Source organism: Pseudomonas mandelii (assembly GCF_900106065.1).
GTDB lineage: Bacteria > Pseudomonadota > Gammaproteobacteria > Pseudomonadales > Pseudomonadaceae > Aquipseudomonas > Aquipseudomonas mandelii.
On sequence record NZ_LT629796.1, the window covers coordinates 780,058 to 804,302 of the forward strand.

Below are 24,245 nucleotides of genomic sequence, written 5' to 3' on the forward strand. Positions count from 1 at the left end.
CTCTTGACGAGATGCGGGGCTTTTTTAGGTCTATCGTTTTGTGGAAGAAAGGACTCGCACACTCCACGGTAAAAGGGGCATCCGGCCATGCGCCAACATTCGGTCATCCACACGCCGAAACAGAGCGACTACGAAGAACTCACACAAGTCTGGGAAGCTTCGGTGCGCGCCACCCATGATTTTCTGCCGGACAGCTACATTGAATTGCTGAAGAACCTGGTGCTGACCCGCTACCTCGACGCGGTGATGCTGATCTGCACCAAGGACTCGCGCCAGCGCATCACCGGGTTTGCCGGGGTGGCGGCGGGCAAGATCGAGATGCTCTTCATCGACCCGGCCCACCGGGGTCAGGGTTTGGGCAAGCAGTTGCTGCGTTATGCCATGGAACACCTGAACGCCAACGAGCTGGACGTAAACGAGCAGAACCCGCAGGCCTTGGGGTTTTACTTCAAGCAGGGGTTTGAGGTGATTGGTCGTTCGGAGGTCGATGGCATGGGTCAGCCTTATCCGTTGCTGCACATGCGTTTGCGCCAGGCGCAACAAAAGACCCGCAACGGCTGACACAACATGAAACCCTTGTGGAAGCGAGCCTGCTCGCGAAAGCGGTCTATCAATCGACATTGATGTTGAAGCTGAAGACGCTTTCGCGAGCAGGCTCGCCCCCACATTAAAAGCACCTGCGGCAAATGGAGCCGGGATTAACCAGCGCCCAGCAGGTACAATGCCCACCCCTTTTTTGTTACGGCCCTGTCATGACTGACCCGATTCGTCTCTCCAAACGCCTCATCGAACTCGTCGGCTGTTCCCGTCGGGAGGCTGAGCTGTTCATCGAGGGCGGCTGGGTCACCGTGGACGGTGAAGTCATCGACGAGCCGCAATTCAAGGTCGACACCCAGAAAGTCGAGCTCGACCCCGAGGCCAAGGCCACTGCGCCGGAACCGGTGACCATCCTGCTGAACGTGCCCGTGGGCATGGACGCGGAAACCGCAATGGCGACCATCAGCGCCGAGACCCTGAGCGAAGAACACCGCTTCAGCAAACGTCCGCTCAAGGGTCACTTCCTGCGCCTGACCGCCAGCACCGACCTGCAGGCCAACGCCAGCGGTCTGCTGGTGTTCACCCAGGACTGGAAGATCTTGCGCAAGCTCACCGCCGACTCCGCCAAGATCGAACAAGAATATGTCGTCGAGGTAGAAGGCGACATGGTGGCTCACGGCCTCAACCGCCTGAACCACGGCCTGACCTACAAAGGTAAGGAACTGCCGCCGGTCAAAGCCAGCTGGCAGAACGAAAACCGCCTGCGTTTCGCGATGAAGAACCCGCAACCGGGCGTGATCGCCCTGTTTTGCCAGGCCGTTGGCCTGAAGGTCGTCGCCATCCGCCGCATCCGCATTGGCGGCGTGTCCATCGGCAAAGTGCCGTTGGGGCAATGGCGCTACCTGTCCGGCAAAGAGAAGTTCTGAGACTTTTCACGCCGCCACACATTCCGGCGCCGCTGCTTACGCGGCGCCCACTGCTGAATATCAGGATTGCACACCATGATTCATAACGACGTACTGCGCAGCGTGCGCTACATGCTCGACATCAGCGACAAGAAAGTCATCGAGATCATCAAGATCGGCGGCATGGACGTGTCCCTGGAAGACCTGCTGACCTACCTCGACAAGAAAGAGGAAGACGAGGAAGGCTTCGTGCGCTGCCCGGACGAAGTCATGGCGCACTTCCTCGACGGCCTGGTGATCTTCAAGCGCGGCAAGGACGAAAGCCGTCCGCCGCAGCCGATCGAAGTGCCGGTGACCAACAACATCATCCTGAAGAAACTGCGCGTGGCCTTCGAACTCAAAGAAGACGACATGCACGCGATCCTCAAGGCGTCCGAGTTCCCGGTGTCCAAGCCTGAGCTGAGCGCACTGTTCCGCAAGTTCGGCCACACCAACTATCGCCCCTGCGGCGACCAGTTGCTGCGCAACTTCCTCAAGGGCCTGACCCTGCGCGTTCGCCCGCAGTAAGCGCTCCGCGCTCTTGTAGGAGCCGGCTTGCTGGCGATGGCGATCTTCAAAACGCCATCGCCAGCAAGCCGGCTCCTGCAAGAGCGGTCGCAGGCCAATCTGTATAGATGTTCATTCCTCGCAAAAATAGTGGCTCCGCTTCTGGCGGCTGACGACTAGGGTGTATTGACCCTCAGCTCTCAGGATTCGCCATGCACCCGTACTTTTCCCTGCAAGGCCGCACCGCTCTGGTGACCGGTGGCACCCGTGGTATCGGCAAAATGATCGCCAAGGCGTATGTCGAGGCCGGCGCCACCGTGTACGTCTGTGCCCGGGATGCCGAAGCGTGTCAGCAAACGGCTGACGAGTTGAGCGCCCTGGGAACCTGCCATGCCGTGGCCGCCAATCTGGCGACCGAAGAAGGCGTGCAGCACTTGGCCATGCGGCTGGGCGAGCAAATCAGTCATCTGGACATTCTGGTGAACAACGCCGGCACCACATGGGGCGCTCCGCTGGAAAGCTACCCGGTCAAGGGCTGGGAGAAGGTCATGCAGCTTAACGTGACCTCGGTGTTCAACTGCATCCAGCAGTTTTTGCCTTTGCTGCGCAAGGCGGGTTCAGAGGCGAATCCGGCGCGGATCATCAACATCGGTTCGGTGGCGGGGATTTCGTCCTTTGGCGAACAGGCGTATGCCTACGGGCCGAGCAAGGCTGCCCTCCATCAACTGTCGCGGATTCTGGCGCGGGAGCTGGTGAGCCAGCACATCAACGTCAACGTGATTGCGCCGGGGCGCTTCCCGAGCAAGATGACGCAGCACATTGGTAACGATGAGCAAGCGCTGGCGGAGGATACGGCGCTGATTCCGATGAAGCGCTGGGGCCGGGAGGAAGAGATGGCGGCGCTGGCAATCAGTCTGGCAAGTACGGCGGGGGCTTATATGACCGGGAATGTTATTCCGCTGGATGGTGGGTTCAGTCTCTGAGATTGGCGGTGCGGCCTTCGCGGGCAAGCCTCGCTCCTACAGGTTCTTTGGCGTACACAAACGCCGTGTTCGCTCGACAACCCAGTAGGCGCGAGGCTTGCCCGCGAAGAGGCCCGCTCAGTCACCACCCGTCTTGAGGCCCGCCGGGTTATCATGCCCGCCCCATCCCGCCTCGACCCAAACCATGACCTACAGCGTTTCCCCCATCGGCTTCGTGCGCTCCTGCTTCAAGGAGAAGTTCGCCATCCCGCGCCAGCCTCAGCTGGCCCCGGCCGCTCGTGGCGTGCTGGAACTGGTGGCGCCGTTCGATCAGGGCGATGCGGTGCAAGGTCTCGAGCAGGTCAGCCACGTCTGGCTGCTGTTCCTGTTTCATCAGGCCCTGGAAGAGAAGCCACGCCTGAAAGTCCGCCCTCCTCGCCTGGGCGGCAACAAATCCATGGGCGTGTTCGCCACCCGTGCGACACATCGGCCCAATGGCATCGGCCAATCCGTGGTGAAACTGGACAAGGTCGAAGCCAACCGGTTGTTTATCTCCGGTATCGACCTATTGGACGGCACGCCGGTTCTCGACATCAAACCCTACGTGCCTTACGCCGACATCATCGACAGCGCCTCCAACAGCATCGCCAGCGCCGCGCCGCAGTTGATTCCTGTGCGGTGGGCGGAGACGGCGCTGCAACAAGCTCACGAGCACGCTCAGCGCCTCGGCGAGCCGTTGGTTGCCCTGATTGATCAATGCCTGGCACAAGACCCACGTCCGGCGTACCAGACGCCTACACCTGAGCGGGAATATGGAGCGCAGTTCTGGGATCTGGATGTGCGCTGGCATTATCCCGAGGCGGGCGTCATCCGCGTCCTGGAAGTCATTCCCGCAAAAACCTGAACGCCAGAAACCACTGTGGGAGCGAGCCTGCTCGCGATAGCGGTGTGGCAGTCGGCAATAATGCTGACTGATACACCGCTATCGCGAGCAGGCTCGCTCCCACAGGGAAAGCAAAGCCGTCAGGCGTTGTGCTTACTTCTCGACGAACGCACGCTCGATCAGGTAATCACCCGGCTCGCGCATCCGCGGCGAAACTTTCAGGCCGAAGCTGTTCAACACTTCGCTGGTCTCGTCGAGCATGCTCGGGCTGCCGCACAGCATGGCGCGGTCGTCCTGCGGGTTGATCGGTGGCAGGCCGATGTCGCTGAACAGCTTGCCGCTGCGCATCAGATCGGTCAGGCGACCTTCGTTCTCGAACGGCTCGCGTGTCACGGTCGGGTAGTAGATCAACTTGTCACGCAACGCCTCGCCGAAGAACTCGTTCTGCGGCAGATGTTCGGTGATGAACTCGCGGTAAGCGACTTCGTTGACGTAACGCACGCCGTGGCACAGGATCACTTTTTCGAAACGCTCGTAGGTTTCCGGGTCCTGGATGACGCTCATGAACGGCGCCAGGCCAGTACCGGTGCTGAGCAGGTACAAATGTTTGCCAGGCTTCAAGTCATCCAGCACCAGGGTGCCGGTAGGCTTCTTGCTGATGATGATCTCGTCGCCTTCCTTCAGATGCTGCAACTGGGAAGTCAGCGGGCCATCAGGCACCTTGATGCTGAAGAACTCGAGATGCTCTTCCCAGTTCGGGCTGGCAATCGAGTAAGCGCGCATGAGCGGCCGGCCGTTGGGCTGTTGCAGGCCGATCATCACGAACTGACCGTTCTCGAAGCGCAGGCCCGGATCGCGGGTGCACTTGAAGCTGAACAGAGTGTCGTTCCAGTGATGAACACTGAGGACACGCTCGTGGTTCATGTTGCTCATGTACGTGGGACTCCTGGAGATTTTGCCTGCGCCGCTGATGTGCGCAATTGCATCGCATTCTAATGGCAGCGACAATATCTGTTAAATGGATTATTAAGATAAGGGTTATCGGTTATATAGATATGCGATTTACTCTCCGTCAACTTCAAGTATTCGTCGCCGTCGCCCAGCAGGAAAGCGTATCCCGTGCTGCCCTGACGCTCAACCTTTCGCAATCGGCGGCGAGCACCTCGATCACCGAGCTAGAGCGTCAGTGCAGCTGCCAGCTGTTCGACCGCGCCGGCAAACGGCTGAGCCTTAACGCCCTCGGCAAACAGCTATTGCCACAAGCTGTGGCGCTGCTCGACCAGGCCAAGGAAATCGAAGACCTGCTCAACGGCAAGTCCGGTTTCGGCTCCCTGGCCGTCGGCGCGACCCTGACCATCGGCAATTACCTGGCCACCTTGCTGATCGGTAGCTTCATGCAGCGCCATCCGGAAAGTCAGGTGAAGCTGCACGTGCAGAACACTGCCAACATCGTGCAGCAAGTCGCGCACTATGAAATTGATCTGGGTCTAATCGAAGGCGATTGCAGTCATCCAGACATCGAGGTGCAGAGCTGGGTCGAGGATGAGCTGGTGGTGTTCTGCGCGCCGCAGCATCCGCTGGCCCAGCGTGGCAGCGCGAGCATGGAAGAACTGACCCACGAGGCCTGGATTCTGCGGGAACAAGGCTCTGGCACGCGGCTGACCTTTGACCAGGCCATGCGTCATCATCGCAGCGCGCTGAATATCCGACTGGAGCTGGAACACACCGAAGCGATCAAGCGCGCGGTGGAATCAGGCCTGGGGATTGGCTGTATTTCGCGTCTGGCGCTGCGCGATGCATTCCGCCGCGGCAGTCTGGTGCCGGTGGAGACACCGGATCTGGACTTGGCGCGGCAGTTCTATTTCATCTGGCACAAACAGAAATATCAGACCTCGGCGATGCGCGAATTCCTCGACCTGTGCCGCGCGTTCACCGCCGGGGTTCAGCGCAGCGACGAGATCGTGCTGCCCAGCATCGCTTAAAGCAGAATCACCGCCCACACCAGCCCGATCATGCTCAACGCCACGAATTGAGCGGCGCTGCCCATGTCCTTGGCGTTCTTGGACAGCGGGTGCAACTCAAGGGAAATGCGGTCGATGGCCGCTTCCACTGCCGAATTCAGCAGCTCGACGATCAACGCCAACAGGCAGACCGCGATCAGCAATGCCTGCTCGACACGACTGACGTTCAGAAAGAACGAAAGCGGGATCAGGATGACATTGAGCAACACCAGCTGCCGAAAAGCCGCTTCACCGGTGAAGGCTGCGCGCAGGCCATCCAGCGAGTAACCGGAAGCGTTGAGAATGCGTTTGAGGCCGGTTTGGCCTTTGAAAGGTGACATAGAGTGGGCAACTGACCAAAAAGGAGTGGGAAAGCTAGATCAACCAAAGTCAAAAAAGCGTGAAGATGCCAACGCTTAGTGGCTTGAAATTGACTCAAGTTGTTGCAGAAGCAACGCCGCCTGGGTGCGAGTGCGCACATTCAGCTTGCGGAATATAGCCGTAACATGCGCCTTGATCGTCGCTTCGGAAACGCTCAACTCATAAGCAATCTGCTTGTTCAGCAGCCCTTCACAGACCATGGTCAGCACCCGGAACTGCTGAGGTGTCAGGCTGGCAAGGCCTTCACTGGCGGCCTTGGCTTCAGCGGAAACACTCACGGCTTCGAACGCCTGAGGCGGCCAGAACACATCGCCATCGAGCACCGCTCGCACGGCTTTCTGGATGACGCTCAGGTCACTGGACTTGGGAATGAAGCCGCTGGCGCCGAATTCACGGGACTTCACCATGATCGAGGCCTCTTCCTGAGCCGACACCATCACCACCGGGATCTGTGGGTATTGACCGCGAAGCAGCACCAGCCCGGAAAAACCGTAGGCCCCCGGCATGTTGAGGTCGAGCAGTACCAGGTCCCAGTCAGACTTTTCGTCCAGCCGGGTTTCCAGTTCGGCAATGCTTGCCACTTCCACCAGACGGACATCCGGACCCAGGCCCAGGGTCAATGCTTGATGCAGGGCGCTACGAAAAAGAGGGTGGTCATCGGCAATCAGGATTTCGTATGTGGCCATTTTTCTAATGATCCTGTTTTCAAACAACTCAAGGCACAGCCACGGAGCTGCACCAGCAGGGCACGTTCAACGCCAATTACGTGGCTATCACGCAAAGAATACGGCGTATCAAACTTTGGCCGCGCCCTAATCGGCGCCAAGCATGCCCAGCGAAACCGGGGTGGTCAAGGTGCATGGCCGGTACAGTTCTTTGCAGTATGGGCGACAATCAGCGGGCCACCGGCACCGCGTTCTGCACGAAAGGCATCAGTTCGGTGTGGGCCGGCGTTGCCACGTTCATGTCCAGCTGATGTTTCGCATCAAGGTAATGCTGGCTGAACACGTCGAAATAAGCATCCAGCGCGGAGGCCGCCTCGGTATCGCCCGCCAGATCAAGGCACAGTGCCGCCACTTCGGCGGTGCACAAGTGCTCGCTACGAGTCGAGCGGCGCAACCGGTACCGTGACAGCTTCTCGGGCAACAGGCTCAGGATCGGCAACCGATCAAAGTAAGGGCTTTTGCGGAAAATCTTCCGGGCTTCGGTCCAGGTCGCATCGAGCAGAATAAACAATGGCCGCTTGGTGCTATCGGCTTCGACGGTGTTCGTCACTCGCCCAGGCTCGACGTACTCACCCGGAAAGACCAGATACGGTTGCCATTGCGGGTCGGCCAGCAACGCCAGCAACTGCGGATCCGTTTCCGTGCGTGACCAGATAAAGGCATGGTTGTCGCGCACCACATCGGCGATCAGCCAACCGGTGTTGCTCGGCTTGAACACTTCTTTGTTAGTCATGATCAGGCACACGCCGGAGCGGGCCTCAACCTGCGGACGCCAGGCGCACAGGCAGTGACTCTCGATCACGCGGCAGGCACGGCAACGCGGCGCCCTCCAGCCACGGGCCTGGATCGGCTTGATGCCCTCCTCCTCTCGCTCGTCGCGCAAGCGGGCGACGGCGTTTGCAGCAAAGGTTGGGGTTACAGGGCTCATCGCAGGCAGCACCGGAGGGGGAATCGACACGAATAACGCTCGGCAAGTCAGAAAGTGGCGGCAGTTTATCAGAGCGGCCGGCGCAAGCCTGTACCGTCCAGGCCTCGTCCCCTATAATTCGCCGCCACTGAACGCACAGTCATGTGACGGGTCGAACCATCAGTCACTGAACCAGGAGAGTTTCATGCTGCGCCTTATCGTTCCCACCGCTGCCATTTTGCTGGCGTCGTCCTTCAGCGCTCAGGCTGCGTCCTTGAGTGAGCAGAATCTCAACAGAGAACTGCGAAACGTCGCCACACAAAGCAGTGTCGGTACTCCACGGGCGATCAACGAAGACATTCTTGATCAGGGCTACACCGTTGAAGGCAACACGCTGATCAACCACCTGAGTGTACAAAGCAGCCACGCCAACAAGATGCGCGCCGACCCCAAAGCCGTGTATTTCCAGCTGGGCGCCTCTGTGTGCAACAACCCATCGTTCCGTAAACTGATGGCCAAGGGCGCAGTCATGCGCTACGACTTTACTGAAGTGAAGACCAATCGCTCGGTCGGTTCCGCCAGCTATCAGGAATCGGATTGCCCGAAAGCAGCACCGGCCAAGAAGAAGTAATCATCGGGAATTGGCGCGTCGCTGTTCATCCTCGGCGCGCAGTTCTGCCACCAACGCCTGCAAGTATCGCGAACGCCGCTCGGCGCCTTCCAGACGCCGGCAACACTCCTCCTCAAGACTCAAATGATTGGTCTCGGCGGATGACTTCAGTAATCGATACAGATGCGTATCGATTTCCAGAATGACTCTGGCCATAGCTTCCAGCCTCCCTGCACCTCGCCCCTTTTTGAGCGAAAAATCCTTAAACCGCTTGAACCGTGCGCCCTGCCTTTGACGCAAAGTTGTCGTGTCATGCCTGTAACTTAGTAAATCAGAGCGCGAGGCCTGCGGCTTGCGTTCGGACGAACGGTGAATTCACCTTGCAAATCGTCAATAAGCGGTTGCCAGGAAAGACTTTGCGGCGCAATGATCAAGGCAGCGAGAATCTCTGCAAGGGTCTAGATTCAGAGTGTTCACGATCACTTTTCAGGGCAGGAAAGGGGCTGCCCATCGCGTGTCTTGTTGTGCGAACGTTTCTTTCATCCAAGGGAAAAACAGAGCCTGTATGGACGACTCGAACCGAGTCGAGTGGAGCGCCCAGGCATGGGCTTGGGCAGACAGCGACACATGAAGTGTCGCGGCGCTGACGACTGTTTTGTCGGTGCCAAGGGTTCTGTGCAGAAGGAGAAGTTGAATGCCTTACCAACCGAATGACCTCCTGAGCCGTCATTTCGAAGAAAGCGGCCACGACCTCATCAGCAAGGTCGAAGAGCAACTCAACCTGGTTTCACCCAACAGCCCCAACACTCCGATTTACCGCGACATGATCCTGACCGTGCTGCGCATGGCCCAGGAAGACCACAACCGCTGGAACGCCAAGATCACCCTGCAAACCCTGCGCGAACTGGAGCATGCCTTTCGCGTGCTCGAACAGTTCAGGGGACGACGCAAGGTCACGGTTTTCGGCTCGGCGCGCACACCGATCGAACACCCGCTGTATGGCCTGGCCCGGGAACTCGGCGCGGCGCTGGCACGCTCGGACCTGATGGTCATCACCGGTGCCGGTGGCGGCATCATGGCGGCGGCCCATGAAGGTGCCGGTCTGGAACACAGCCTGGGGTTCAATATCACCCTGCCCTTCGAGCAGCATGCCAACCCCACGGTTCAAGGCACCGCCAACCTGCTGCCCTTCCACTTCTTTTTTACCCGCAAACTGTTCTTCGTCAAGGAAGCCGATGCGCTGGTCCTGTGTCCAGGTGGTTTCGGCACCCTGGATGAAGCACTCGAGGTGTTGACGTTGATTCAGACCGGCAAAAGCCCATTGGTGCCGGTAGTGCTGCTGGATGCGCCGGGCGGCAAGTTCTGGCAAGGCGCGCTGGACTTCATTCATCATCAACTGGAGGAAAATCGCTACATCCTGCCCACCGACATGAAGCTCGTGAGCCTGGTCTACAGCGCCGAAGAAGCGGTAGAGCAGATCAATCAGTTCTACGGCAACTTCCACTCCAGTCGCTGGCTCAAGCATCAGTTCGTGATCCGCATGAACCACAAGCTCAGCGACCAGGCGCTCGAACACATGCAGGAAGCGTTCGCCGACCTGTGCCTGAGCGATCACTTTCATCAGCACGCCTATAGCGGCGAGGAGCACGATGAAGCGCAGTTCAGTCATCTGGCGCGACTGGCCTTCAACTTCAACGCCAGGGATCATGGCCGCCTGCGGGAATTGGTGGACTATATCAACCTGCCGGAAAACTGGGCCGACTCCAAACCCCAGGCGCAACAGCGCACGCGAGAGCCGTCCAAGGTGACGTGAGGCAAAAACGAGGCAAAAAAAAAACGGCCCGCTATCGAAATAGCGGGCCGTTTTTATTCAATCATCCATTCCCCGACCGCTGAACAAGCGGCCGATCATTTCCATGGAATATCCCCGATAACTCAGGAAACGCCCTTGCTTGGCACGTTCCCGAACGTCTATCGGCAGATGCCCGGCAAATTTGCGCCGCCAGGTATCTTCCAGTTGCTCCTGCCAATTGATACCGCTCTCGCGCAAGGCGAGTTCGATGTCGTTACGTTGCAGGCCGCGCTGACTCAGTTCTTCACGAATACGCAAAGGGCCGTAGCCGGAGCGAGCACGGTAGGAAACGAAGCTTTCGAGGTAACGGGCTTCGGACAGCAGGCCCTCTTCCGTCAAACGGTCGAGTGCTGTGTCAATCATTTCAGGGAGAGCACCGCGCTGACGCAGTTTACGCGTCAGCTCGACTCGACCGTGCTCGCGTCGTGCGAGCAGGTCCATGGCGGTTCGCCGCACTGCGACGAGTGTATCGAGTACGGCGGTCATCGGATCAATCAGATATCAGCGTCAGCCAGGTCATCAGCCGTCTCTTTGACTGGCGATGCTTTGACGTCCGGCGCCGGGGTCAGCAACTTGTCACGCAGTTGCTTCTCGAGCTTGGCGGCAATTTCCGGATTGTCTGCCAGGAACTTGGCCGAGTTGGCCTTGCCCTGACCGATCTTGGTGCCTTCATAGGCATACCAGGCGCCGGACTTCTCAACGAAACCGTGCAGCACGCCCAGGTCGATCATCTCGCCGTTGAGGTAGATGCCCTTGCCGTAAAGAATCTGGAACTCGGCCTGACGGAACGGCGAAGCCACCTTGTTCTTCACGACTTTGACGCGGGTTTCGCTACCGACGACTTCATCACCTTCTTTCACCGCGCCGGTACGACGGATGTCCAGACGAACCGAGGCGTAGAACTTCAACGCGTTACCACCGGTGGTGGTTTCCGGGCTGCCGAACATCACGCCGATTTTCATACGGATCTGGTTGATGAAGATTACCAGGCAGTTGGCGTTCTTGATGTTACCGGTGATTTTACGCAGCGCCTGGGACATCAGACGGGCTTGCAGGCCGACGTGCATGTCACCCATTTCGCCTTCGATTTCAGCCTTCGGAACCAGCGCGGCCACGGAGTCGACGATGATCACGTCAACTGCGTTGGAACGCACCAGCATGTCGGTGATTTCCAGGGCTTGCTCGCCGGTGTCCGGCTGGGAAACCAGCAGGTCGTCGACGTTGACGCCCAGTTTGCCGGCGTACTCAGGGTCGAGGGCGTGTTCGGCGTCGACGAATGCGCAGGTCGCGCCGGCTTTTTGAGCCTGGGCGATCACCGACAGCGTCAGCGTGGTTTTACCGGAGGATTCAGGACCGTAGATTTCAACGATACGACCTTTTGGCAGACCGCCAATGCCGAGCGCGATGTCCAGACCCAGAGAGCCAGTGGAGATAGCCGGGATCGCCTGACGGTCCTGATCGCCCATACGCATTACGGCACCCTTGCCGAATTGACGTTCGATCTGACCCAGGGCCGCAGCCAAGGCTTTCTTCTTGTTGTCGTCCATTAAAGTCCTCACGTAATCAATAAGGCCTGACGGCCAACACCTGTATAAGTAGCCAGTATTATTCCACAGCGTTTCAGGATCGCCTACCCCTGATTTGAGATTTCTCCAGCAGCATGACGCAGCAGCCCCTCTAGCGCGGCCTTAACCGTTTGTCGGCGGACCTCATCGCGGTTACCGGCGAAGTGCTGCACCTCGCTGAACACCTGCTCACCGACGCCCCAGGCCAGCCAGACCGTGCCGACCGGTTTGTTCGGCGAACCGCCATCGGGGCCGGCAACACCGCTGACCGCCACGGCAAAATGCGCCTGACTTTTTTCCTGAGCGCCGCGAACCATCGCCTCGACCACCTCGCGACTGACGGCGCCGACCGTTTCGAATAATTCGGGAGGCACGTTCAACTGCTCGGTTTTCTGTCGGTTGGAATACGTCACATAACCGGCCTCGAACCACGCCGAACTCCCCGGAATGCGAGTGATCGCCTCTGAGATCCCGCCGCCGGTACACGACTCGGCTGCGGCGACGTGGGCATTCAGAACCTGCAAGCGCCTGCCAAGTTCAGCGGCCAGTTGAGTGATTTCTTTCACGGTCATCTCCTGAGCGAGCGGAATGAGCACTACCGTACACGAGCGGATTGCGCTTGCAAGGCACAGGATCGGTCAAAATGTTATCGAGCGATGGCTCTGACATAGGCCTGGCAAGCCTGCAAGGCAATCAGTCCGCTGTCGCCGGCATCGGTGATGGCGATAATTCGTTGAGCATGCGCCGGGTCAAGTCGGGCTCGCGCCGCTCCATGATCCACGCCGCCGGCGCCGGAGGTGGCTGACATTGAACAGCCTGAGGCAGCGTCATTGGCATCGAGGAGGACTGACAAGCGCACATCAGCAGTGGCAAGACGATCGCGCAGGCGACCTTGATCACGTTGGGCATCGGTAAGCGCTCGGTAATGGGTTTGTTCGCTGGCCGACAGACGCTGCTCCAGCGCCAGACGCTTGTCCTGCTCGGCCTGTTGCCGGGTTGCGGCGGCCAACGTCAGCCGGTTCAGCGCCTCAGCGTGCAGCCGGGCCTGTTCCGCGAGTTGACGGCCATAGCGCCAATCCTGAAAGTGCCAGGCCAGCGCCGCCGAGCCGCCGGCCAGCACTGCCAGTAACACAACAAGGCCGATTGCCCGGTAAGAAATCGGGATCAGACCGAAGGCTGACATAGCACCGCCCTCGCCCGCGCCCACAGCTGCAGACGATCTTGCAGACCGTTAAGCCCACCGTTTATGCGCCGGGTGATGCTGTTGAACTGATCGCGGTCGGCCAGTTCATTGAGGCCGTTTTGCTCCCAGAACCACGCGGCTGATTCGGCGGCCCATTGGGGTTGTTCCAATAGCTGCGGAACAAACACCAAGCGATCATCGCCGAACAGTCCGAGGCTGCATTGGAGGTAGTTGTCACGACCGGTGATCTGGATCAGGCCTCGGCCACGGTATTTTTGGCCGTCGCCGTCCAGCGCAGGCGTATTTCCCAAACGTGCGGCCAACGTGCCGGTGTCGTACTTGCTCAAGTACTGATCGCTGCCGAGTTCTCGCACGTAATGTAGTTGTCCAGATTCATGGCCAACTTGCGCCAGGAAGGCGGCGGCGCGTTTTGGGGTGTTGATGCTGAAACGAAGCATGGCGGTGTTGAGAGCGGAAATGAAAACGCCCGCTTGGGAGCGGGCGTTGGGCATGATCTCCAGCAACTGCCCTTCAGTGATAGGCATAAGATATCCCCGAATTTGATTTGGTTTAGCGCGCAAAAATTGAGAACAGTGATCAGGCCGTCCCCTCGGGCTAAGAAGCCCCGATATCGACGGTGCATGGCCGACGATGCGCGATTAGCCGCCGAGTTATCCATCCGGCGTGAAATAGCGAAACATGGATGTCCGCGCGGATGTTGCTGAAGCCGATCACCATTATTTGGCTCCTGTGGTTTTGCCGCTTTCACGGCTTCGGTAGTGATATCGCCATCGGTCAGACGACGACTCCACCAGGCGCTGTCCGGCACGTCACAGACCTCGCGGGGCAACAGATCGCCCAGTTCCGGGTCGGGTACGGGACAGCCTAGGGTCGGCAGCAGAGCGTTGCGATTGCTCATGAGGTACGTCTCCAGAAAAAGTCCGTTCTAGGCGCTCTTCGAGCCCCGGGCGTTTCAGATTGGGGTCCGCCGGATAAATCGCATCGACCCGCACCGTGCCCCCGGGAAAGGACGACGAGCCGTCCAGTTCACGATCTTGCCAGCTCTCCGCTGACTGACCAGGCTGATTGCGGCCGATCTGGAACTCGGTAAAAAAGCGAAGGCAATACAGCGAACGGTTGCTGTTGATCGAAACCAGTTTGCCGCCGTCGTACGCGATAGCTTCGTAGTCGCTGCCGGGCTTGAAACCCACCAGCACAAGCCACAGCTCGGCCCGCAGCTCGTGCATCAGGTCCCGCGCTTTTTTAGCGTCCGTGATGTCATACACCAGGGTCACTTCAAAGTTGTCGCGGATGGGGTGCAGATTCAGGTTTTGCGCCACGCTTTTGCTCGCCAGATCGGCAACCGGTACGACGTAAGCACAAGGGGTTAGCAGCGGGGTGTTGGCTTGCAAGTTGGTGAGATCGATGCCCGTCCCGATTCGATTGCCCGGGGTTGGGCATTGATCGCGGAGTTGTGCAATCAGGGACGAAATTTTCATGGTTTTCACCGGGCATTGAAAAAAACGCCAGATAACGCGTCGGGGTTTAAAAAAAGCCCCGCCATCACGCAGGGCAACCATCATTGATTAATTAAACGTCCAGAGAGGACGCTCATAAATTGGTACCCATGGCCCGTTATCAAAATTGAATACGCGCTTTGGCAGAATGGTCGGTGTAAAACCAAATCGAGCCCAGACAGGTTTTTCGCTGACAATTGAGAAACTGCCATTCGCTTGGACTTTTGCCATTGCACCAGGTCGACCGGCAGTGCCGGTAAACCAGAGAGGTGTATTATTTACGCCATAAATCACAAAGTTCCCATCCTCTTGCATGACAGCACGAGTAGCGCCCTTATTTTGTGTCCAACTCGCCCAGAGAACACCCAGCGGCCCATTCGAAACCACCAGATTGCCGTCCGATTGAAATATTAGCGTGGTCCCCCCAGATACATAACGCCGATCAACTTCCAGTGTTGTCCCCGCCGCAATATATACCGAGTCGATGGAGGGGCTTATTGGAATAGCCGAGTTGCTCGCCCAGACGGGAACCGAGTCAACCACTACCAAGTTTCCATCATTTTGCAGCGACAGATAGGTGCGGTTGTAAGCGCCCCAAATATCATTATTGAGCGGTGTACTGTTTGCCGTACCCCACATGCGATTGCGCGAAGGATCATTCAGGAACGCGTAATACATGAGATAGAAATAAATTTTTGAGTTATCTATCTTCGTCCCGCCACTCGTGTACGGTTGACCAGCGACAGCCACCCAGACAGTATTGGCACCGTCGTAGATGGCAAGATTACCGTCGGGCTGAAGAATCATCTTAAAACGTTTGTCGGGTGACTGAAGATATTGCCCGGCACTCATCTCATGCAGTGGCAAAAGAACCGAACTACCGTTCTCAGTGAACGGATAACGAGGAAGCGTAGCCATTTAGTTTCACCTATAAGTCGATTGATTGTTTTTTTGCAGTAGAAGCTGCATTGATTTCGCTCACAGGCGAACGTCCGAGACTTTCAGTCTTCACATGATTTAAGGTGGCACATCGGGGGCACTTGATCTGTACTTGATAGAGTACATCTACTTTTGCGAGTAACCGATTGCACTTGCCGCAGCGAAAGTCGCTCAACATATTGACCTCCTTTTCAAATATCCCTTTTACCCCTTTACTCAGTATTCTTATTGTTGGGCGGCACGTCGCAAACACCAATCCGCTTGGCTGCCCAGCGCTCGTAAAGACCAATGGCCACGTCCGCCCCGGCCATCGCCGTCAGGCAGCCAAATGCGCAAGCGGCCCAGATCGACACGCCGGCGGCATACAGCAGCATGATGGCCGAGACCCCGCAGATCACGCAGGCCCCGGAGCGCAAGGCCAGACGCCGCAGCAGTGACCAGCCGCGGGCGCCGTCCTTGTCGGCGCGCCACATTTCGCCGGACACCCCGCCCACCAGCGCGAGCACGATGACGAGCCAGATCGGCATGTCCAGCAACGCTTGTTGCTCGTTTGTCATGTCACGCCTCCCGGGGTGATTGATGTGTGCTTGAATGGCACGACGTGAAAAGGCATTGAAAAAAAACCGGCGAGCGCCGGGTTCTTCGGTGATGCATTGCTATCCGTTGTGATGGCTTGAACGAACTGTTGGATTACCAGGGAACGACGGGCCAATTGATGTTTCGCGGATAGCTCGGTTGATTTTTCACTTCACTCACGGCGACGACGTATTGCTTGTAGGCCAACAGCAAAGCTTCGTCCGACGGTGAGGCGATGCCGAGATCAATCTTGTATGGCAAAGGATTGAACATCAGCCAACGGCCTGCCTCTTCCAGAAATTGCTGTGTGCGACCAAGCGCCTGATTGAGCAGCTCTTCGTAGGGAGGCTCCGTAAACGTCCAGACATCGTCGATTTGCTCTGCCTTCCATCCCACCCGAATTTCCGTGTTACCCGTTACATCAACCCAGAAAATCCACGGTGCGATGGGAGTCGGCGCTTGCTCGGCATCCACCAGTGCGGTGACCTTGCCATTCATCCCGTCTGCGCATGCATATCGGTTCATCTTCCAACTCCTTGTAAAGTTTGCAGCGGACGCTGCTTTTCATTTCTGCATGCCGGGTCGCGCAGCGACAGCCATTGCACGCGCTGCGGACGGGTCATGCGGTCTTTGTTTTGCTGCGATTTCAGATCGTGTTCAAGGCAACTCGGGCCAGACAATGGTCAGCGGAAAGCCAGGCTGTTTATTGACCTGATTGAAAGCGATGCAGTACTCCTTGAAAGCCAGCAGGTAAGTCTGCTCCGCGGTAGTGGCCACGCCCACGTCGACTTTGAATTGCAAGGCCAGGGACTCAACGCTGGCCGTGACATTGTCGAGTCGCCGGACCTTTTCATTGCGCAGTTGCTCACCGTGCGGCGAGCTTGGATAAGGGAAGCCCGAGTTGAAGCGCCATACACCGTCGGTGTTCACGGCGTTGTAGGAGTAGTCGACCTGGTTGCTGGACAACCCGGAGACCTCGACCCAGAGCTGGTCGGACGGAAACTCGTCAGCGATGGGGTTTACGGTCTGGTAGATGTTGTCGACTTTGCCGCCGACAATGCGTGCGCACTTTTTTCATGTTTATGTCCTTATTGATCACCGGCATCCCGGTGTTTCGACTCCTACCCCGAGGTAGGCATTCCAAAAAGCCCGGCGCTTGCCGGGCTTTTCAGTAATGCGGTCCTTCGCGTTGATCTTTCGGCGCTACTGGCGCGGTACGAGTCCATTCAGATTGTTTTTCCGACCGCGGTCCCTGCCCGCCGGATAACTGCTTCTGGTGCTTTACGCTGCACACCCGGGTCAGTTGCCAACCCTCTGAACCGTTGAGGCCGGTTCATCGCTGCCTTTTGTGGTGGAACTAAAGAGCTTCGTTTCGAGCTGCTTTGTTGAGCGGCTTGAGACAAAGAATATGCATGGATGCATATACAGTCAATGCGCAAATGCATTTATTTATGCGCTATAAATGCACTGGCGCATGAAACCCCTGCAAACAAAGGCGCTGACGGTTTGTGGCAGGCGAAAAAAAACCCGCTCGGTGGCGGGTTTTATTGCAGGGCGGTGAGGTTAACGGGCGTACATGCCCCACCAGAAGACGTGACCGAGGATGACGATTTGCTCTTCCTGGACTTCCTGAAAAGTGTAGTCCTCGTCCGGGTGTTCATCCCGATTGAAGCTGCGCAGACGAATACCGGTCGGCAAGCGATAAAGCTGTTTCACCCGCAATTGGCCATTGTGATTGATGGCATACAAGTCGCCATCAATGATGTCGCCAATCCCGCACTTGCCCGCATTCACGCCAACGGTGGCGCCATCGCGCAGCACCGGCAGCATACTGTTGCCGCGCACCGTCACGCATTTGGCCTGATCGAATTGCACACCGTTATGGCGCAAGCTGCGCTTGCCGAAGCGCAGGCTAGAGCGTTCGCTTTCTTCGATAACGAATCTTCCTGATCCAGCAGCCAATTCAACCTCGCGAAGAAAGGGGACCGACACCTCGTCATCATCGACGGGCGTGTCGTCGTCCCACAGACTTATGTCCTTGAGTTCGGAATGCAATTGATCGCGCCCGGTATTGGCGATGGCAGCGACATCCGCGCGCCCGCGCAACTGATCGGTGCTCACAGCGAAGTACTCGGCGATCTTCGAAATGTGTTTATCCGAAGGGTCGACGATCTTCCCGCTGAGGATTCGCGAGAGAGTGGATTGAGGCACGCCGGTGCGACGGTGAAGCTCCGTGGGGGAGATCCCGTGCTGATCGAGCAGCGCTCTTAAGACGGTAGAAACATTGCGTTTTTGCATAACGGGCATAGTGCTTGAACTTTTTTCGGAAGACAAATGCTGATTCGCATAAATCATGCATAAACATCAGAAATGTGCGGCAGGGCTTTGATGCCTGCGTCCGGCAGACCGCTCATGTTAACCTTGCGCCCATCGCGGAAAAGCCGGGCTGATGTCCCTCCTTTGCCCTACACCTTTCAACGAATTTGCCTGATATCCGATGAATAAAGCACTGTCCGATCTGTCCTCCCACACGCCAATGATGCAGCAATACTGGCGCCTGAAGAACCAGCACCCCGACCAGCTGATGTTCTACCGCATGGGCGACTTCTACGAGATCTTCTATGAAGACGCGAAGAAGGCCGCCAAGTTGCTGGACATCACCCTGACAGCCCGTGGGCAGTCGGCCGGTCAGGCGATTCCGATGTGTGGGATTCCTTACCACGCCGCCGAAGGCTACCTGGCGAAACTGGTGAAGCTCGGCGAATCGGTGGTGATCTGTGAACAGGTCGGCGATCCGGCCACCAGCAAGGGGCCGGTGGATCGTCAGGTGGTGCGGATCATCACGCCGGGCACGGTCAGTGATGAAGCGCTGCTGGATGAGCGTCGGGACAACCTGATCGCGGCGGTGTTGGGTGACGAACGTCTGTTCGGTCTGGCGGTGCTGGACATCACCAGCGGCAACTTCACCGTGCTGGAAATAAAGGGCTGGGAAAACCTGCTGGCGGAGCTGGAGCGGGTCAATCCGGTGGAGCTGATGATTCCCGATGACTGGCCAAAGGACCTGCCGGCGGAAAAACGTCGCGGGGTTCGTCGCCGTGCGCCGTGGGATTTCGAACGCGACTCGGCACTGAAAAGCCTTTGCCAGCAATTCTCCACCCAGGACCTGAAAGGCTTCGGTTGCGAGAACCTGACCCTGGCCATCGGCGCCGCCGGTTGCCTGCTCAGCTACGCCAAGGAAACCCAGCGCACCGCCCTGCCCCATTTGCGCAGCCTGCGCCATGAACGCCTGGATGACACCGTGGTGCTGGACGGCGCGAGCCGTCGCAACCTGGAACTGGACACCAACCTGGCCGGAGGCCGCGACAACACGTTGCAGTCGGTGGTAGACCGCTGCCAGACCGCCATGGGCAGCCGCCTGCTGACCCGTTGGCTGAACCGTCCGCTGCGGGATCTGACCGTATTGCTGGCGCGACAGACCTCGATCACCTGCCTGCTCGACGGTTACCGTTTCGAAAAACTGCAACCGCAGCTCAAGGAAATCGGTGACATCGAGCGGATTCTGGCGCGGATCGGCCTGCGCAATGCCCGTCCTCGCGACTTGGCTCGCCTGCGCGATGCGCTCGGTGCATTGCCAGAATTGCAAGTGGCGATGACTGAACTGGAAGCGCCGCACATCATTCAACTGGCGAAGACCACCAGCACCTACCCGGAACTTGCGGCGCTGTTGGAAAAAGCCATCATCGACAACCCGCCGGCGGTGATCCGTGACGGCGGTGTGTTGAAGACCGGTTACGACGCCGAGTTGGACGACTTGCAATCGCTCAGCGAAAACGCCGGGCAGTTCCTGATCGACCTGGAAGCACGGGAGAAGGCTCGCACCGGCCTGTCGCACCTGAAGGTCGGCTACAACCGCATTCACGGTTACTTCATCGAGTTGCCGAGCAAGCAGGCTGAATCGGCACCGGCCGACTACATCCGCCGCCAGACGCTCAAAGGTGCCGAGCGATTCATCACGCCGGAACTGAAAGCGTTCGAGGACAAGGCGTTGTCAGCCAAGAGCCGCGCCCTGGCCCGCGAGAAGATGCTGTACGAAGCGCTGCTCGAAGACCTGATCGCCCAATTGCCGCCGTTGCAAGACACCGCCGCGGCACTGGCCGAGCTGGACGTGCTGAGCAACCTTGCCGAACGTGCGCTGAACCTCGACCTGAACTGCCCGCGCTTCGTTGACGAGCCGTGCATGCGCATCTCCCAGGGTCGCCACCCGGTGGTCGAGCAAGTGCTGACCACGCCGTTCGTGGCCAACGACCTGAGCCTCGACGACAACACGCGCATGCTGGTGATCACCGGTCCGAACATGGGCGGTAAATCCACCTACATGCGCCAGACCGCGTTGATCGTGCTGCTGGCGCACATTGGCAGTTTCGTGCCGGCAGCCAGTTGCGAATTGTCTCTGGTGGACCGGATCTTCACCCGGATCGGTTCCAGCGATGACCTGGCGGGCGGGCGATCGACTTTCATGGTCGAAATGAGCGAAACCGCGAACATTCTGCACAACGCCACCGAACGTAGCCTGGTACTGATGGACGAAGTCGGCCGCGGCACCAGCACCTTCGATGGCCTGTCCCTGGCCTGGGCTGCCGCCGAACGTCTGGCGCATCTGCGGGCTTACACGCTGTTTGCCACCCACTACTTTGAGCTGACGGTGTTACCGGAAGCCCAGCCGCTGGTGGCCAACGTTCACCTTAATGCCACCGAGCACAACGAGCGCATCGTGTTCCTGCACCACGTGCTGCCCGGGCCAGCCAGCCAGAGCTACGGCCTGGCAGTTGCGCAGTTGGCCGGTGTGCCGAGTGAAGTGATCGTGCGTGCTCGCGAGCACCTGGGCCGACTGGAAGCGACTGCCCTGCCCCATGAAGTTCCGAAACTAGCCAGAGGCAAACCGGCCGCGCCGCAGCAGAGCGATATGTTCGCCAGCCTGCCGCATCCGGTGCTGGATGAACTGGCCAAACTGGATCTGGATGACATGACACCGCGTCGCGCGTTAGAAATGCTCTATACACTAAAGACACGGATCTAACGCACTTGCCTGCAAGCTGTTAGAATCTCGCGCGGTTTGGGATGCTGCAGGCTAATAGCCTGGCCTGCAGACTATCGCTCCCAAACCTGGCGACCCCAACAAGAAGGGGCTCCGCTGCCGCCGCCTGAGGAGAAAATTAGAAATGACCTTCGTCGTCACCGACAACTGCATCAAGTGCAAGTACACCGACTGCGTAGAAGTCTGTCCGGTGGACTGCTTTTACGAAGGCCCGAACTTCCTGGTGATTCACCCGGATGAGTGCATCGACTGCGCATTGTGCGAACCAGAATGCCCTGCCGTGGCCATCTTCTCTGAAGATGAAGTCCCGGAAGACATGCAGCAGTTCATTCAGCTGAACGTTGAGTTGGCCGAAATCTGGCCCAACATCACCGAGAAGAAAGAATCGCTGCCCGACGCTGAAGAGTGGGATGGCGTCAAAGGCAAGATCAAAGACCTCGAACGCTGATTTCCCCCGCGTTCTCGAAAAGGCCCCTAGCGGGCCTTTTTGCTTTTCTGCAGGAAAAAAAAAGGGGCGGTTTGACCCGCCCACATTTTTTCCCTATTCCCTGTGTTCCTTTTCATCGTCCTGATGAATCGCTTCCCTGCGATGTCCATTCCCCTCATCCTTGAAGGGTGTGTCTGTCCGTTGACACAGTTCAGATACTAGAGAGTTCCCCACCAAGCGCAATCGCTCCCAATCCGCAAAACGCTCTGTCATATGCTTTTAATCTTTATTAATAACTATATAAATCAACTAGATAACTCGAACAGACGTAACAGATGAGCGACTGCCACACTGTAAAAATAACGAACACTTACGAAAGAGTAAGCAAAGACTTACAGCGCGAAACTACAATCCTGAGGCGCTTGCCAGCCATCTCCCAGGCATTAAAAAACCCCGAACCAGTCGAGGTTTTTTAATGCTACTCAAGCGCGTTGCTTACTGAAACAGCGACTCGCTCGACAGGCCGTTCTTCTCGAGAATCTCCCGAAGACGTTTCAGGCCTTCCACCTGAATCTGTCTGACCCGTTCCCGGGTCAGGCCGATCTCCAGGCCCACGTCTTCAAGTGTGCTGCTCTCGTGACCGCGCAGGCCGAAGCGGCGTACCACCACTTCGCGTTGCTTGTCGGTCAGTTCCGAAAGCCATTGATCGATGCTCTGGGACAGGTCGTCATCCTGCAACAGCTCACATGGATCGGTTGGTCGGTCATCTGTAAGGGTGTCCAGCAGGGTTTTATCCGAATCCGGACCCAGCGAGACGTCGACCGAAGAAACCCGCTCGTTCAAGCCAAGCATGCGCTTGACCTCTGCCACTGGTTTTTCCAGCAGGTTGGCGATTTCTTCGGGTGAGGGTTCGTGATCGAGTTTTTGGGTCAGCTCTCGTGCAGCCCGCAGGTACACGTTGAGCTCTTTGACCACATGGATCGGCAACCGGATGGTCCGGGTCTGATTCATGATTGCGCGCTCGATGGTCTGACGAATCCACCAGGTTGCGTAGGTTGAAAAGCGGAAGCCGCGCTCAGGATCGAATTTCTCCACTGCCCGGATCAGTCCGAGGTTGCCCTCTTCGATCAGGTCCAGCAGCGACAACCCACGATTGACGTAACGCCGGGCGATTTTCACCACCAGCCGCAGGTTGCTTTCAATCATGCGTTTGCGCCCGGCCGGATCACCACTTTGCGACAGACGCGCAAAATGAACTTCTTCTTCCGGGGAGAGCAGCGGGGAAAAGCCGATTTCGTTGAGGTACAGCTGCGTGGCATCAAGTGCCCGCGTGTAGTCGATGTACTTGTGTTGCTTTAGCGAAGCGGAGTGTTTGGATTTGGCACGAACGGAAGGTGGAGCAGCCCCTTCATCATTCGACATCGAATCCGTAGCGATGCCGGTCTCCATAAGGAGAACCTCATCGTCGATGTCAAACTCCGGCACTTCTTTACTGAGAGCCATTGTTATAGTCCTTTGGTGAGTTCGACCCCAAGCTCAAGCGGCGCCTTTATCCTTGGCAACGCTGGAGCCTGTCCCCTCTACGTGACGGAACAGGCTGGTAACAAATCAACGACGTGGCAGGAACTGCAGTGGATCTACAGGTTTACCTTGTCGGCGAATCTCAAAATGCAGTTTCACCCGGTCTGTACCCGTTGACCCCATTTCGGCAATTGTCTGTCCGACCTTGACCTGCTGCCCCTCCCGAACCAACAGCCTGCGGTTATGTCCGTAGGCACTGACGTAGGTGTCGCTGTGTTTGATGATGACTAATTCGCCGTAGCCCCTTAAGCCACTCCCGGCGTATACCACCGTCCCATCAGACGCAGCTAAAACAGGCTGTCCCAAATCCCCGGCGATATCAATTCCTTTATTCAAACTACCGTTTGAGGAGAACTTTCCAATCAGAATGCCATTAGATGGCCATCCCCAGCCGGTCGGGGCCGGGCCGGCAGGAGGCATCGGAGCGGGGGTCGGCTTGCTGGCGACGGACGGTGCAACCACCGCTGTGCTGGTGGTTGCGCCATTTGGCTGGCGCCGGATTACCGTGGTTTTCAGCGACGACGAAGGCGTTGAATCGGTAGCACTGGCTACCGGCGCCGACGTTGATCCGGTGCGACCGTCAAAGCGAATTGTCTGACCCGGATGGATCGTATACGGCGTAGGAATATTGTTCCGTGCGGCGAGGGCTTTGTAGTCCCAGCCGTAGCGAAAAGCGATCGAGAACAACGTATCTTTTGGTCGAACGACGTATTGACCCGTGGTCACCGCCGGACGCTGGGCGACGGACTTGTTGCGATCGACGACACGCACGTCACTCGTTTTGGAACTGGAGCAACCGACCAGCAAGGTGCTCAAGACGAGGCCAGTCACCAGGCGCTGAAAGCTCTTTGTACCCATACGCTGCGCAATGACTGTGAGACTCACCCGCCGCTCCCTTTTTGGTGGCTGAAATAGTGGATTGCCGTGTTTCGGCACGAAATGTCGCAAGTATAACGGGCCGAACAGGCTTTACCTTTAATGAAGCGAAATCGCTTCGCGCACACGTTTGCTGCCGGCCGATGAATCCTGTTTAACCCATCTATGCCGCTGTAAG

General features: G+C 57.9%; 28 protein-coding genes and 2 pseudogenes. 10 read left to right on the forward strand and 20 right to left on the reverse strand.

What is annotated here, in order from left to right; all coding sequences use genetic code 11:
• Positions 1-87 precede the first annotated feature (87 nt).
• From BLU63_RS03560 to tsaA, 5 genes are all read left to right on the forward strand, one after another.
• On the forward strand, positions 88-561 hold the full coding sequence (locus tag BLU63_RS03560; protein ID WP_010462685.1) for an acetyltransferase: 474 nt from the start codon (positions 88-90) through the stop codon (positions 559-561).
• Positions 562-752: 191 nt separating this feature from the next.
• Positions 753-1,463 carry an rRNA pseudouridine synthase gene (locus BLU63_RS03565; protein WP_010462687.1) on the forward strand — a complete coding sequence of 237 codons (711 nt, stop codon included), beginning with the start codon at positions 753-755 and terminating at the stop codon, positions 1,461-1,463.
• A gap of 75 nt (positions 1,464-1,538) precedes the next feature.
• Positions 1,539-2,009 carry a YehS family protein gene (locus BLU63_RS03570; RefSeq protein ID WP_083374900.1) on the forward strand — a complete coding sequence of 157 codons (471 nt, stop codon included), beginning with the start codon at positions 1,539-1,541 and terminating at the stop codon, positions 2,007-2,009.
• A 191-nt stretch (positions 2,010-2,200) separates the two neighbouring features.
• Complete coding sequence (locus tag BLU63_RS03575) at positions 2,201-2,971, forward strand: SDR family oxidoreductase (RefSeq protein WP_077748351.1); 771 nt, start codon at positions 2,201-2,203, stop codon at positions 2,969-2,971.
• A gap of 184 nt (positions 2,972-3,155) precedes the next feature.
• Positions 3,156-3,854, forward strand: coding sequence for a tRNA (N6-threonylcarbamoyladenosine(37)-N6)-methyltransferase TrmO (gene tsaA / locus BLU63_RS03580; RefSeq protein WP_077748350.1), 699 nt, complete (start codon positions 3,156-3,158; stop codon positions 3,852-3,854).
• 132 nt (positions 3,855-3,986) lie between these two features.
• Here tsaA and fpr read toward each other — a convergent pair whose 3' ends face one another.
• Entirely contained in the window at positions 3,987-4,766 is a 780-nt protein-coding gene (fpr, locus tag BLU63_RS03585) for a ferredoxin-NADP reductase (protein WP_003443014.1), read from the reverse strand.
• A 122-nt stretch (positions 4,767-4,888) separates the two neighbouring features.
• Between fpr and BLU63_RS03590 the strand changes: the two genes are divergently transcribed.
• Positions 4,889-5,815 (forward strand): LysR family transcriptional regulator, encoded by a 927-nt coding sequence (locus BLU63_RS03590; RefSeq protein WP_010462700.1) that lies wholly within the window; start codon positions 4,889-4,891, stop codon positions 5,813-5,815.
• On the opposite strand, the gene BLU63_RS03595 is transcribed toward BLU63_RS03590, so the two are convergent.
• The 3 genes from BLU63_RS03595 to BLU63_RS03605 form a co-directional block, all read right to left on the reverse strand.
• Positions 5,812-6,174 (reverse strand): diacylglycerol kinase, encoded by a 363-nt coding sequence (locus BLU63_RS03595; RefSeq protein ID WP_010462702.1) that lies wholly within the window; start codon positions 6,172-6,174, stop codon positions 5,812-5,814. The genes BLU63_RS03590 and BLU63_RS03595 overlap by 4 nt on opposite strands.
• 75 nt (positions 6,175-6,249) lie before the next feature.
• Positions 6,250-6,900 carry a response regulator transcription factor ErdR gene (gene erdR / locus BLU63_RS03600; protein WP_010462704.1) on the reverse strand — a complete coding sequence of 217 codons (651 nt, stop codon included), beginning with the start codon at positions 6,898-6,900 and terminating at the stop codon, positions 6,250-6,252.
• A gap of 208 nt (positions 6,901-7,108) precedes the next feature.
• Complete coding sequence (locus BLU63_RS03605; RefSeq protein WP_083374901.1) at positions 7,109-7,867, reverse strand: tRNA-uridine aminocarboxypropyltransferase; 759 nt, start codon at positions 7,865-7,867, stop codon at positions 7,109-7,111.
• A 184-nt stretch (positions 7,868-8,051) separates the two neighbouring features.
• On the opposite strand from BLU63_RS03605, the gene BLU63_RS03610 reads away from it, so the two are divergent.
• Positions 8,052-8,477 carry a PA3611 family quorum-sensing-regulated virulence factor gene (locus BLU63_RS03610; RefSeq protein WP_008153984.1) on the forward strand — a complete coding sequence of 142 codons (426 nt, stop codon included), beginning with the start codon at positions 8,052-8,054 and terminating at the stop codon, positions 8,475-8,477.
• On the opposite strand, the gene BLU63_RS03615 is transcribed toward BLU63_RS03610, so the two are convergent.
• Positions 8,478-8,672 (reverse strand): hypothetical protein, encoded by a 195-nt coding sequence (locus tag BLU63_RS03615; RefSeq protein WP_010462709.1) that lies wholly within the window; start codon positions 8,670-8,672, stop codon positions 8,478-8,480.
• A gap of 478 nt (positions 8,673-9,150) precedes the next feature.
• Between BLU63_RS03615 and BLU63_RS03620 the strand changes: the two genes are divergently transcribed.
• Positions 9,151-10,269 carry an LOG family protein gene (locus BLU63_RS03620; protein ID WP_083374902.1) on the forward strand — a complete coding sequence of 373 codons (1,119 nt, stop codon included), beginning with the start codon at positions 9,151-9,153 and terminating at the stop codon, positions 10,267-10,269.
• A 57-nt stretch (positions 10,270-10,326) separates the two neighbouring features.
• Here BLU63_RS03620 and recX read toward each other — a convergent pair whose 3' ends face one another.
• The 13 genes and pseudogenes from recX to BLU63_RS03685 form a co-directional block, all read right to left on the reverse strand.
• Positions 10,327-10,794 (reverse strand): recombination regulator RecX, encoded by a 468-nt coding sequence (gene recX, locus BLU63_RS03625; RefSeq protein ID WP_010462714.1) that lies wholly within the window; start codon positions 10,792-10,794, stop codon positions 10,327-10,329.
• Between the two features lie 8 nt (positions 10,795-10,802).
• Complete coding sequence (recA, locus tag BLU63_RS03630; protein ID WP_007907270.1) at positions 10,803-11,855, reverse strand: recombinase RecA; 1,053 nt, start codon at positions 11,853-11,855, stop codon at positions 10,803-10,805.
• A gap of 83 nt (positions 11,856-11,938) precedes the next feature.
• Positions 11,939-12,439 carry a CinA family protein gene (locus BLU63_RS03635; RefSeq protein WP_010462721.1) on the reverse strand — a complete coding sequence of 167 codons (501 nt, stop codon included), beginning with the start codon at positions 12,437-12,439 and terminating at the stop codon, positions 11,939-11,941.
• A gap of 80 nt (positions 12,440-12,519) precedes the next feature.
• The gene (locus tag BLU63_RS03640; protein ID WP_083374903.1) at positions 12,520-13,056 is read right to left on the reverse strand and encodes a lysis system i-spanin subunit Rz; all 537 of its coding nucleotides are present in this window, start codon (positions 13,054-13,056) and stop codon (positions 12,520-12,522) included.
• Complete coding sequence (locus BLU63_RS03645; protein WP_083374904.1) at positions 13,038-13,601, reverse strand: glycoside hydrolase family 19 protein; 564 nt, start codon at positions 13,599-13,601, stop codon at positions 13,038-13,040. Before BLU63_RS03645 ends, BLU63_RS03640 begins: the two co-directional genes overlap by 19 nt.
• A gap of 287 nt (positions 13,602-13,888) precedes the next feature.
• A pseudogene (locus BLU63_RS33680) lies at positions 13,889-13,975 on the reverse strand (DUF2635 domain-containing protein); the annotation flags it as partial.
• A gap of 4 nt (positions 13,976-13,979) precedes the next feature.
• Positions 13,980-14,555: pseudogene (locus BLU63_RS03655) on the reverse strand (phage tail terminator protein); the annotation flags it as partial.
• An 87-nt stretch (positions 14,556-14,642) separates the two neighbouring features.
• Positions 14,643-15,491, reverse strand: coding sequence for a putidacin L1 family lectin-like bacteriocin (locus BLU63_RS03660; protein WP_083374905.1), 849 nt, complete (start codon positions 15,489-15,491; stop codon positions 14,643-14,645).
• Positions 15,492-15,501: 10 nt separating this feature from the next.
• Positions 15,502-15,690, reverse strand: coding sequence for a Com family DNA-binding transcriptional regulator (locus BLU63_RS03665; protein WP_083374906.1), 189 nt, complete (start codon positions 15,688-15,690; stop codon positions 15,502-15,504).
• A 34-nt stretch (positions 15,691-15,724) separates the two neighbouring features.
• Positions 15,725-16,069, reverse strand: a complete 345-nt coding sequence (locus BLU63_RS03670) for a phage holin family protein (RefSeq protein ID WP_083374907.1) — start codon at positions 16,067-16,069, stop codon at positions 15,725-15,727.
• 133 nt (positions 16,070-16,202) lie between these two features.
• On the reverse strand, positions 16,203-16,613 hold the full coding sequence (locus BLU63_RS03675) for a tail fiber assembly protein (protein ID WP_083374908.1): 411 nt from the start codon (positions 16,611-16,613) through the stop codon (positions 16,203-16,205).
• Between the two features lie 132 nt (positions 16,614-16,745).
• Entirely contained in the window at positions 16,746-17,054 is a 309-nt protein-coding gene (locus tag BLU63_RS03680) for a tail fiber assembly protein (RefSeq protein ID WP_224795545.1), read from the reverse strand.
• A gap of 597 nt (positions 17,055-17,651) precedes the next feature.
• Positions 17,652-18,386, reverse strand: coding sequence for a LexA family transcriptional regulator (locus BLU63_RS03685; RefSeq protein ID WP_077748338.1), 735 nt, complete (start codon positions 18,384-18,386; stop codon positions 17,652-17,654).
• 211 nt (positions 18,387-18,597) lie between these two features.
• Between BLU63_RS03685 and mutS the strand changes: the two genes are divergently transcribed.
• On the forward strand, positions 18,598-21,165 hold the full coding sequence (mutS, locus tag BLU63_RS03690; RefSeq protein WP_174604225.1) for a DNA mismatch repair protein MutS: 2,568 nt from the start codon (positions 18,598-18,600) through the stop codon (positions 21,163-21,165).
• Positions 21,166-21,307: 142 nt separating this feature from the next.
• Positions 21,308-21,631 carry a ferredoxin FdxA gene (gene fdxA / locus BLU63_RS03695; RefSeq protein ID WP_008154011.1) on the forward strand — a complete coding sequence of 108 codons (324 nt, stop codon included), beginning with the start codon at positions 21,308-21,310 and terminating at the stop codon, positions 21,629-21,631.
• Positions 21,632-22,105: 474 nt separating this feature from the next.
• Here the strand turns inward: fdxA and rpoS are convergent, their stop codons facing one another.
• Positions 22,106-23,113 (reverse strand): RNA polymerase sigma factor RpoS, encoded by a 1,008-nt coding sequence (rpoS, locus tag BLU63_RS03700; RefSeq protein WP_010462770.1) that lies wholly within the window; start codon positions 23,111-23,113, stop codon positions 22,106-22,108.
• A 105-nt stretch (positions 23,114-23,218) separates the two neighbouring features.
• Positions 23,219-24,076 (reverse strand): peptidoglycan DD-metalloendopeptidase family protein, encoded by an 858-nt coding sequence (locus tag BLU63_RS03705; RefSeq protein WP_083374911.1) that lies wholly within the window; start codon positions 24,074-24,076, stop codon positions 23,219-23,221.
• Between the last annotated feature and the right edge of the window lie 169 nt (positions 24,077-24,245).

Coding starts and splice junctions, on each gene's coding strand:
- BLU63_RS03560 (WP_010462685.1), top strand. CDS start 88: ATGCGCCAACATTCGGTCATCCACACGCCGAAACAGAGCGACTACGAA.
- BLU63_RS03565 (WP_010462687.1), top strand. CDS start 753: ATGACTGACCCGATTCGTCTCTCCAAACGCCTCATCGAACTCGTCGGC.
- BLU63_RS03570 (WP_083374900.1), top strand. CDS start 1,539: ATGATTCATAACGACGTACTGCGCAGCGTGCGCTACATGCTCGACATC.
- BLU63_RS03575 (WP_077748351.1), top strand. CDS start 2,201: ATGCACCCGTACTTTTCCCTGCAAGGCCGCACCGCTCTGGTGACCGGT.
- tsaA (WP_077748350.1), top strand. CDS start 3,156: ATGACCTACAGCGTTTCCCCCATCGGCTTCGTGCGCTCCTGCTTCAAG.
- fpr (WP_003443014.1), bottom strand. CDS start 4,766: ATGAGCAACATGAACCACGAGCGTGTCCTCAGTGTTCATCACTGGAAC.
- BLU63_RS03590 (WP_010462700.1), top strand. CDS start 4,889: ATGCGATTTACTCTCCGTCAACTTCAAGTATTCGTCGCCGTCGCCCAG.
- BLU63_RS03595 (WP_010462702.1), bottom strand. CDS start 6,174: ATGTCACCTTTCAAAGGCCAAACCGGCCTCAAACGCATTCTCAACGCT.
- erdR (WP_010462704.1), bottom strand. CDS start 6,900: ATGGCCACATACGAAATCCTGATTGCCGATGACCACCCTCTTTTTCGT.
- BLU63_RS03605 (WP_083374901.1), bottom strand. CDS start 7,867: ATGAGCCCTGTAACCCCAACCTTTGCTGCAAACGCCGTCGCCCGCTTG.
- BLU63_RS03610 (WP_008153984.1), top strand. CDS start 8,052: ATGCTGCGCCTTATCGTTCCCACCGCTGCCATTTTGCTGGCGTCGTCC.
- BLU63_RS03615 (WP_010462709.1), bottom strand. CDS start 8,672: ATGGCCAGAGTCATTCTGGAAATCGATACGCATCTGTATCGATTACTG.
- BLU63_RS03620 (WP_083374902.1), top strand. CDS start 9,151: ATGCCTTACCAACCGAATGACCTCCTGAGCCGTCATTTCGAAGAAAGC.
- recX (WP_010462714.1), bottom strand. CDS start 10,794: ATGACCGCCGTACTCGATACACTCGTCGCAGTGCGGCGAACCGCCATG.
- recA (WP_007907270.1), bottom strand. CDS start 11,855: ATGGACGACAACAAGAAGAAAGCCTTGGCTGCGGCCCTGGGTCAGATC.
- BLU63_RS03640 (WP_083374903.1), bottom strand. CDS start 13,056: ATGTCAGCCTTCGGTCTGATCCCGATTTCTTACCGGGCAATCGGCCTT.
- BLU63_RS03645 (WP_083374904.1), bottom strand. CDS start 13,601: ATGCCTATCACTGAAGGGCAGTTGCTGGAGATCATGCCCAACGCCCGC.
- BLU63_RS03660 (WP_083374905.1), bottom strand. CDS start 15,491: ATGGCTACGCTTCCTCGTTATCCGTTCACTGAGAACGGTAGTTCGGTT.
- BLU63_RS03665 (WP_083374906.1), bottom strand. CDS start 15,690: ATGTTGAGCGACTTTCGCTGCGGCAAGTGCAATCGGTTACTCGCAAAA.
- BLU63_RS03670 (WP_083374907.1), bottom strand. CDS start 16,069: ATGACAAACGAGCAACAAGCGTTGCTGGACATGCCGATCTGGCTCGTC.
- BLU63_RS03675 (WP_083374908.1), bottom strand. CDS start 16,613: ATGAACCGATATGCATGCGCAGACGGGATGAATGGCAAGGTCACCGCA.
- BLU63_RS03685 (WP_077748338.1), bottom strand. CDS start 18,386: ATGCAAAAACGCAATGTTTCTACCGTCTTAAGAGCGCTGCTCGATCAG.
- fdxA (WP_008154011.1), top strand. CDS start 21,308: ATGACCTTCGTCGTCACCGACAACTGCATCAAGTGCAAGTACACCGAC.
- rpoS (WP_010462770.1), bottom strand. CDS start 23,113: ATGGCTCTCAGTAAAGAAGTGCCGGAGTTTGACATCGACGATGAGGTT.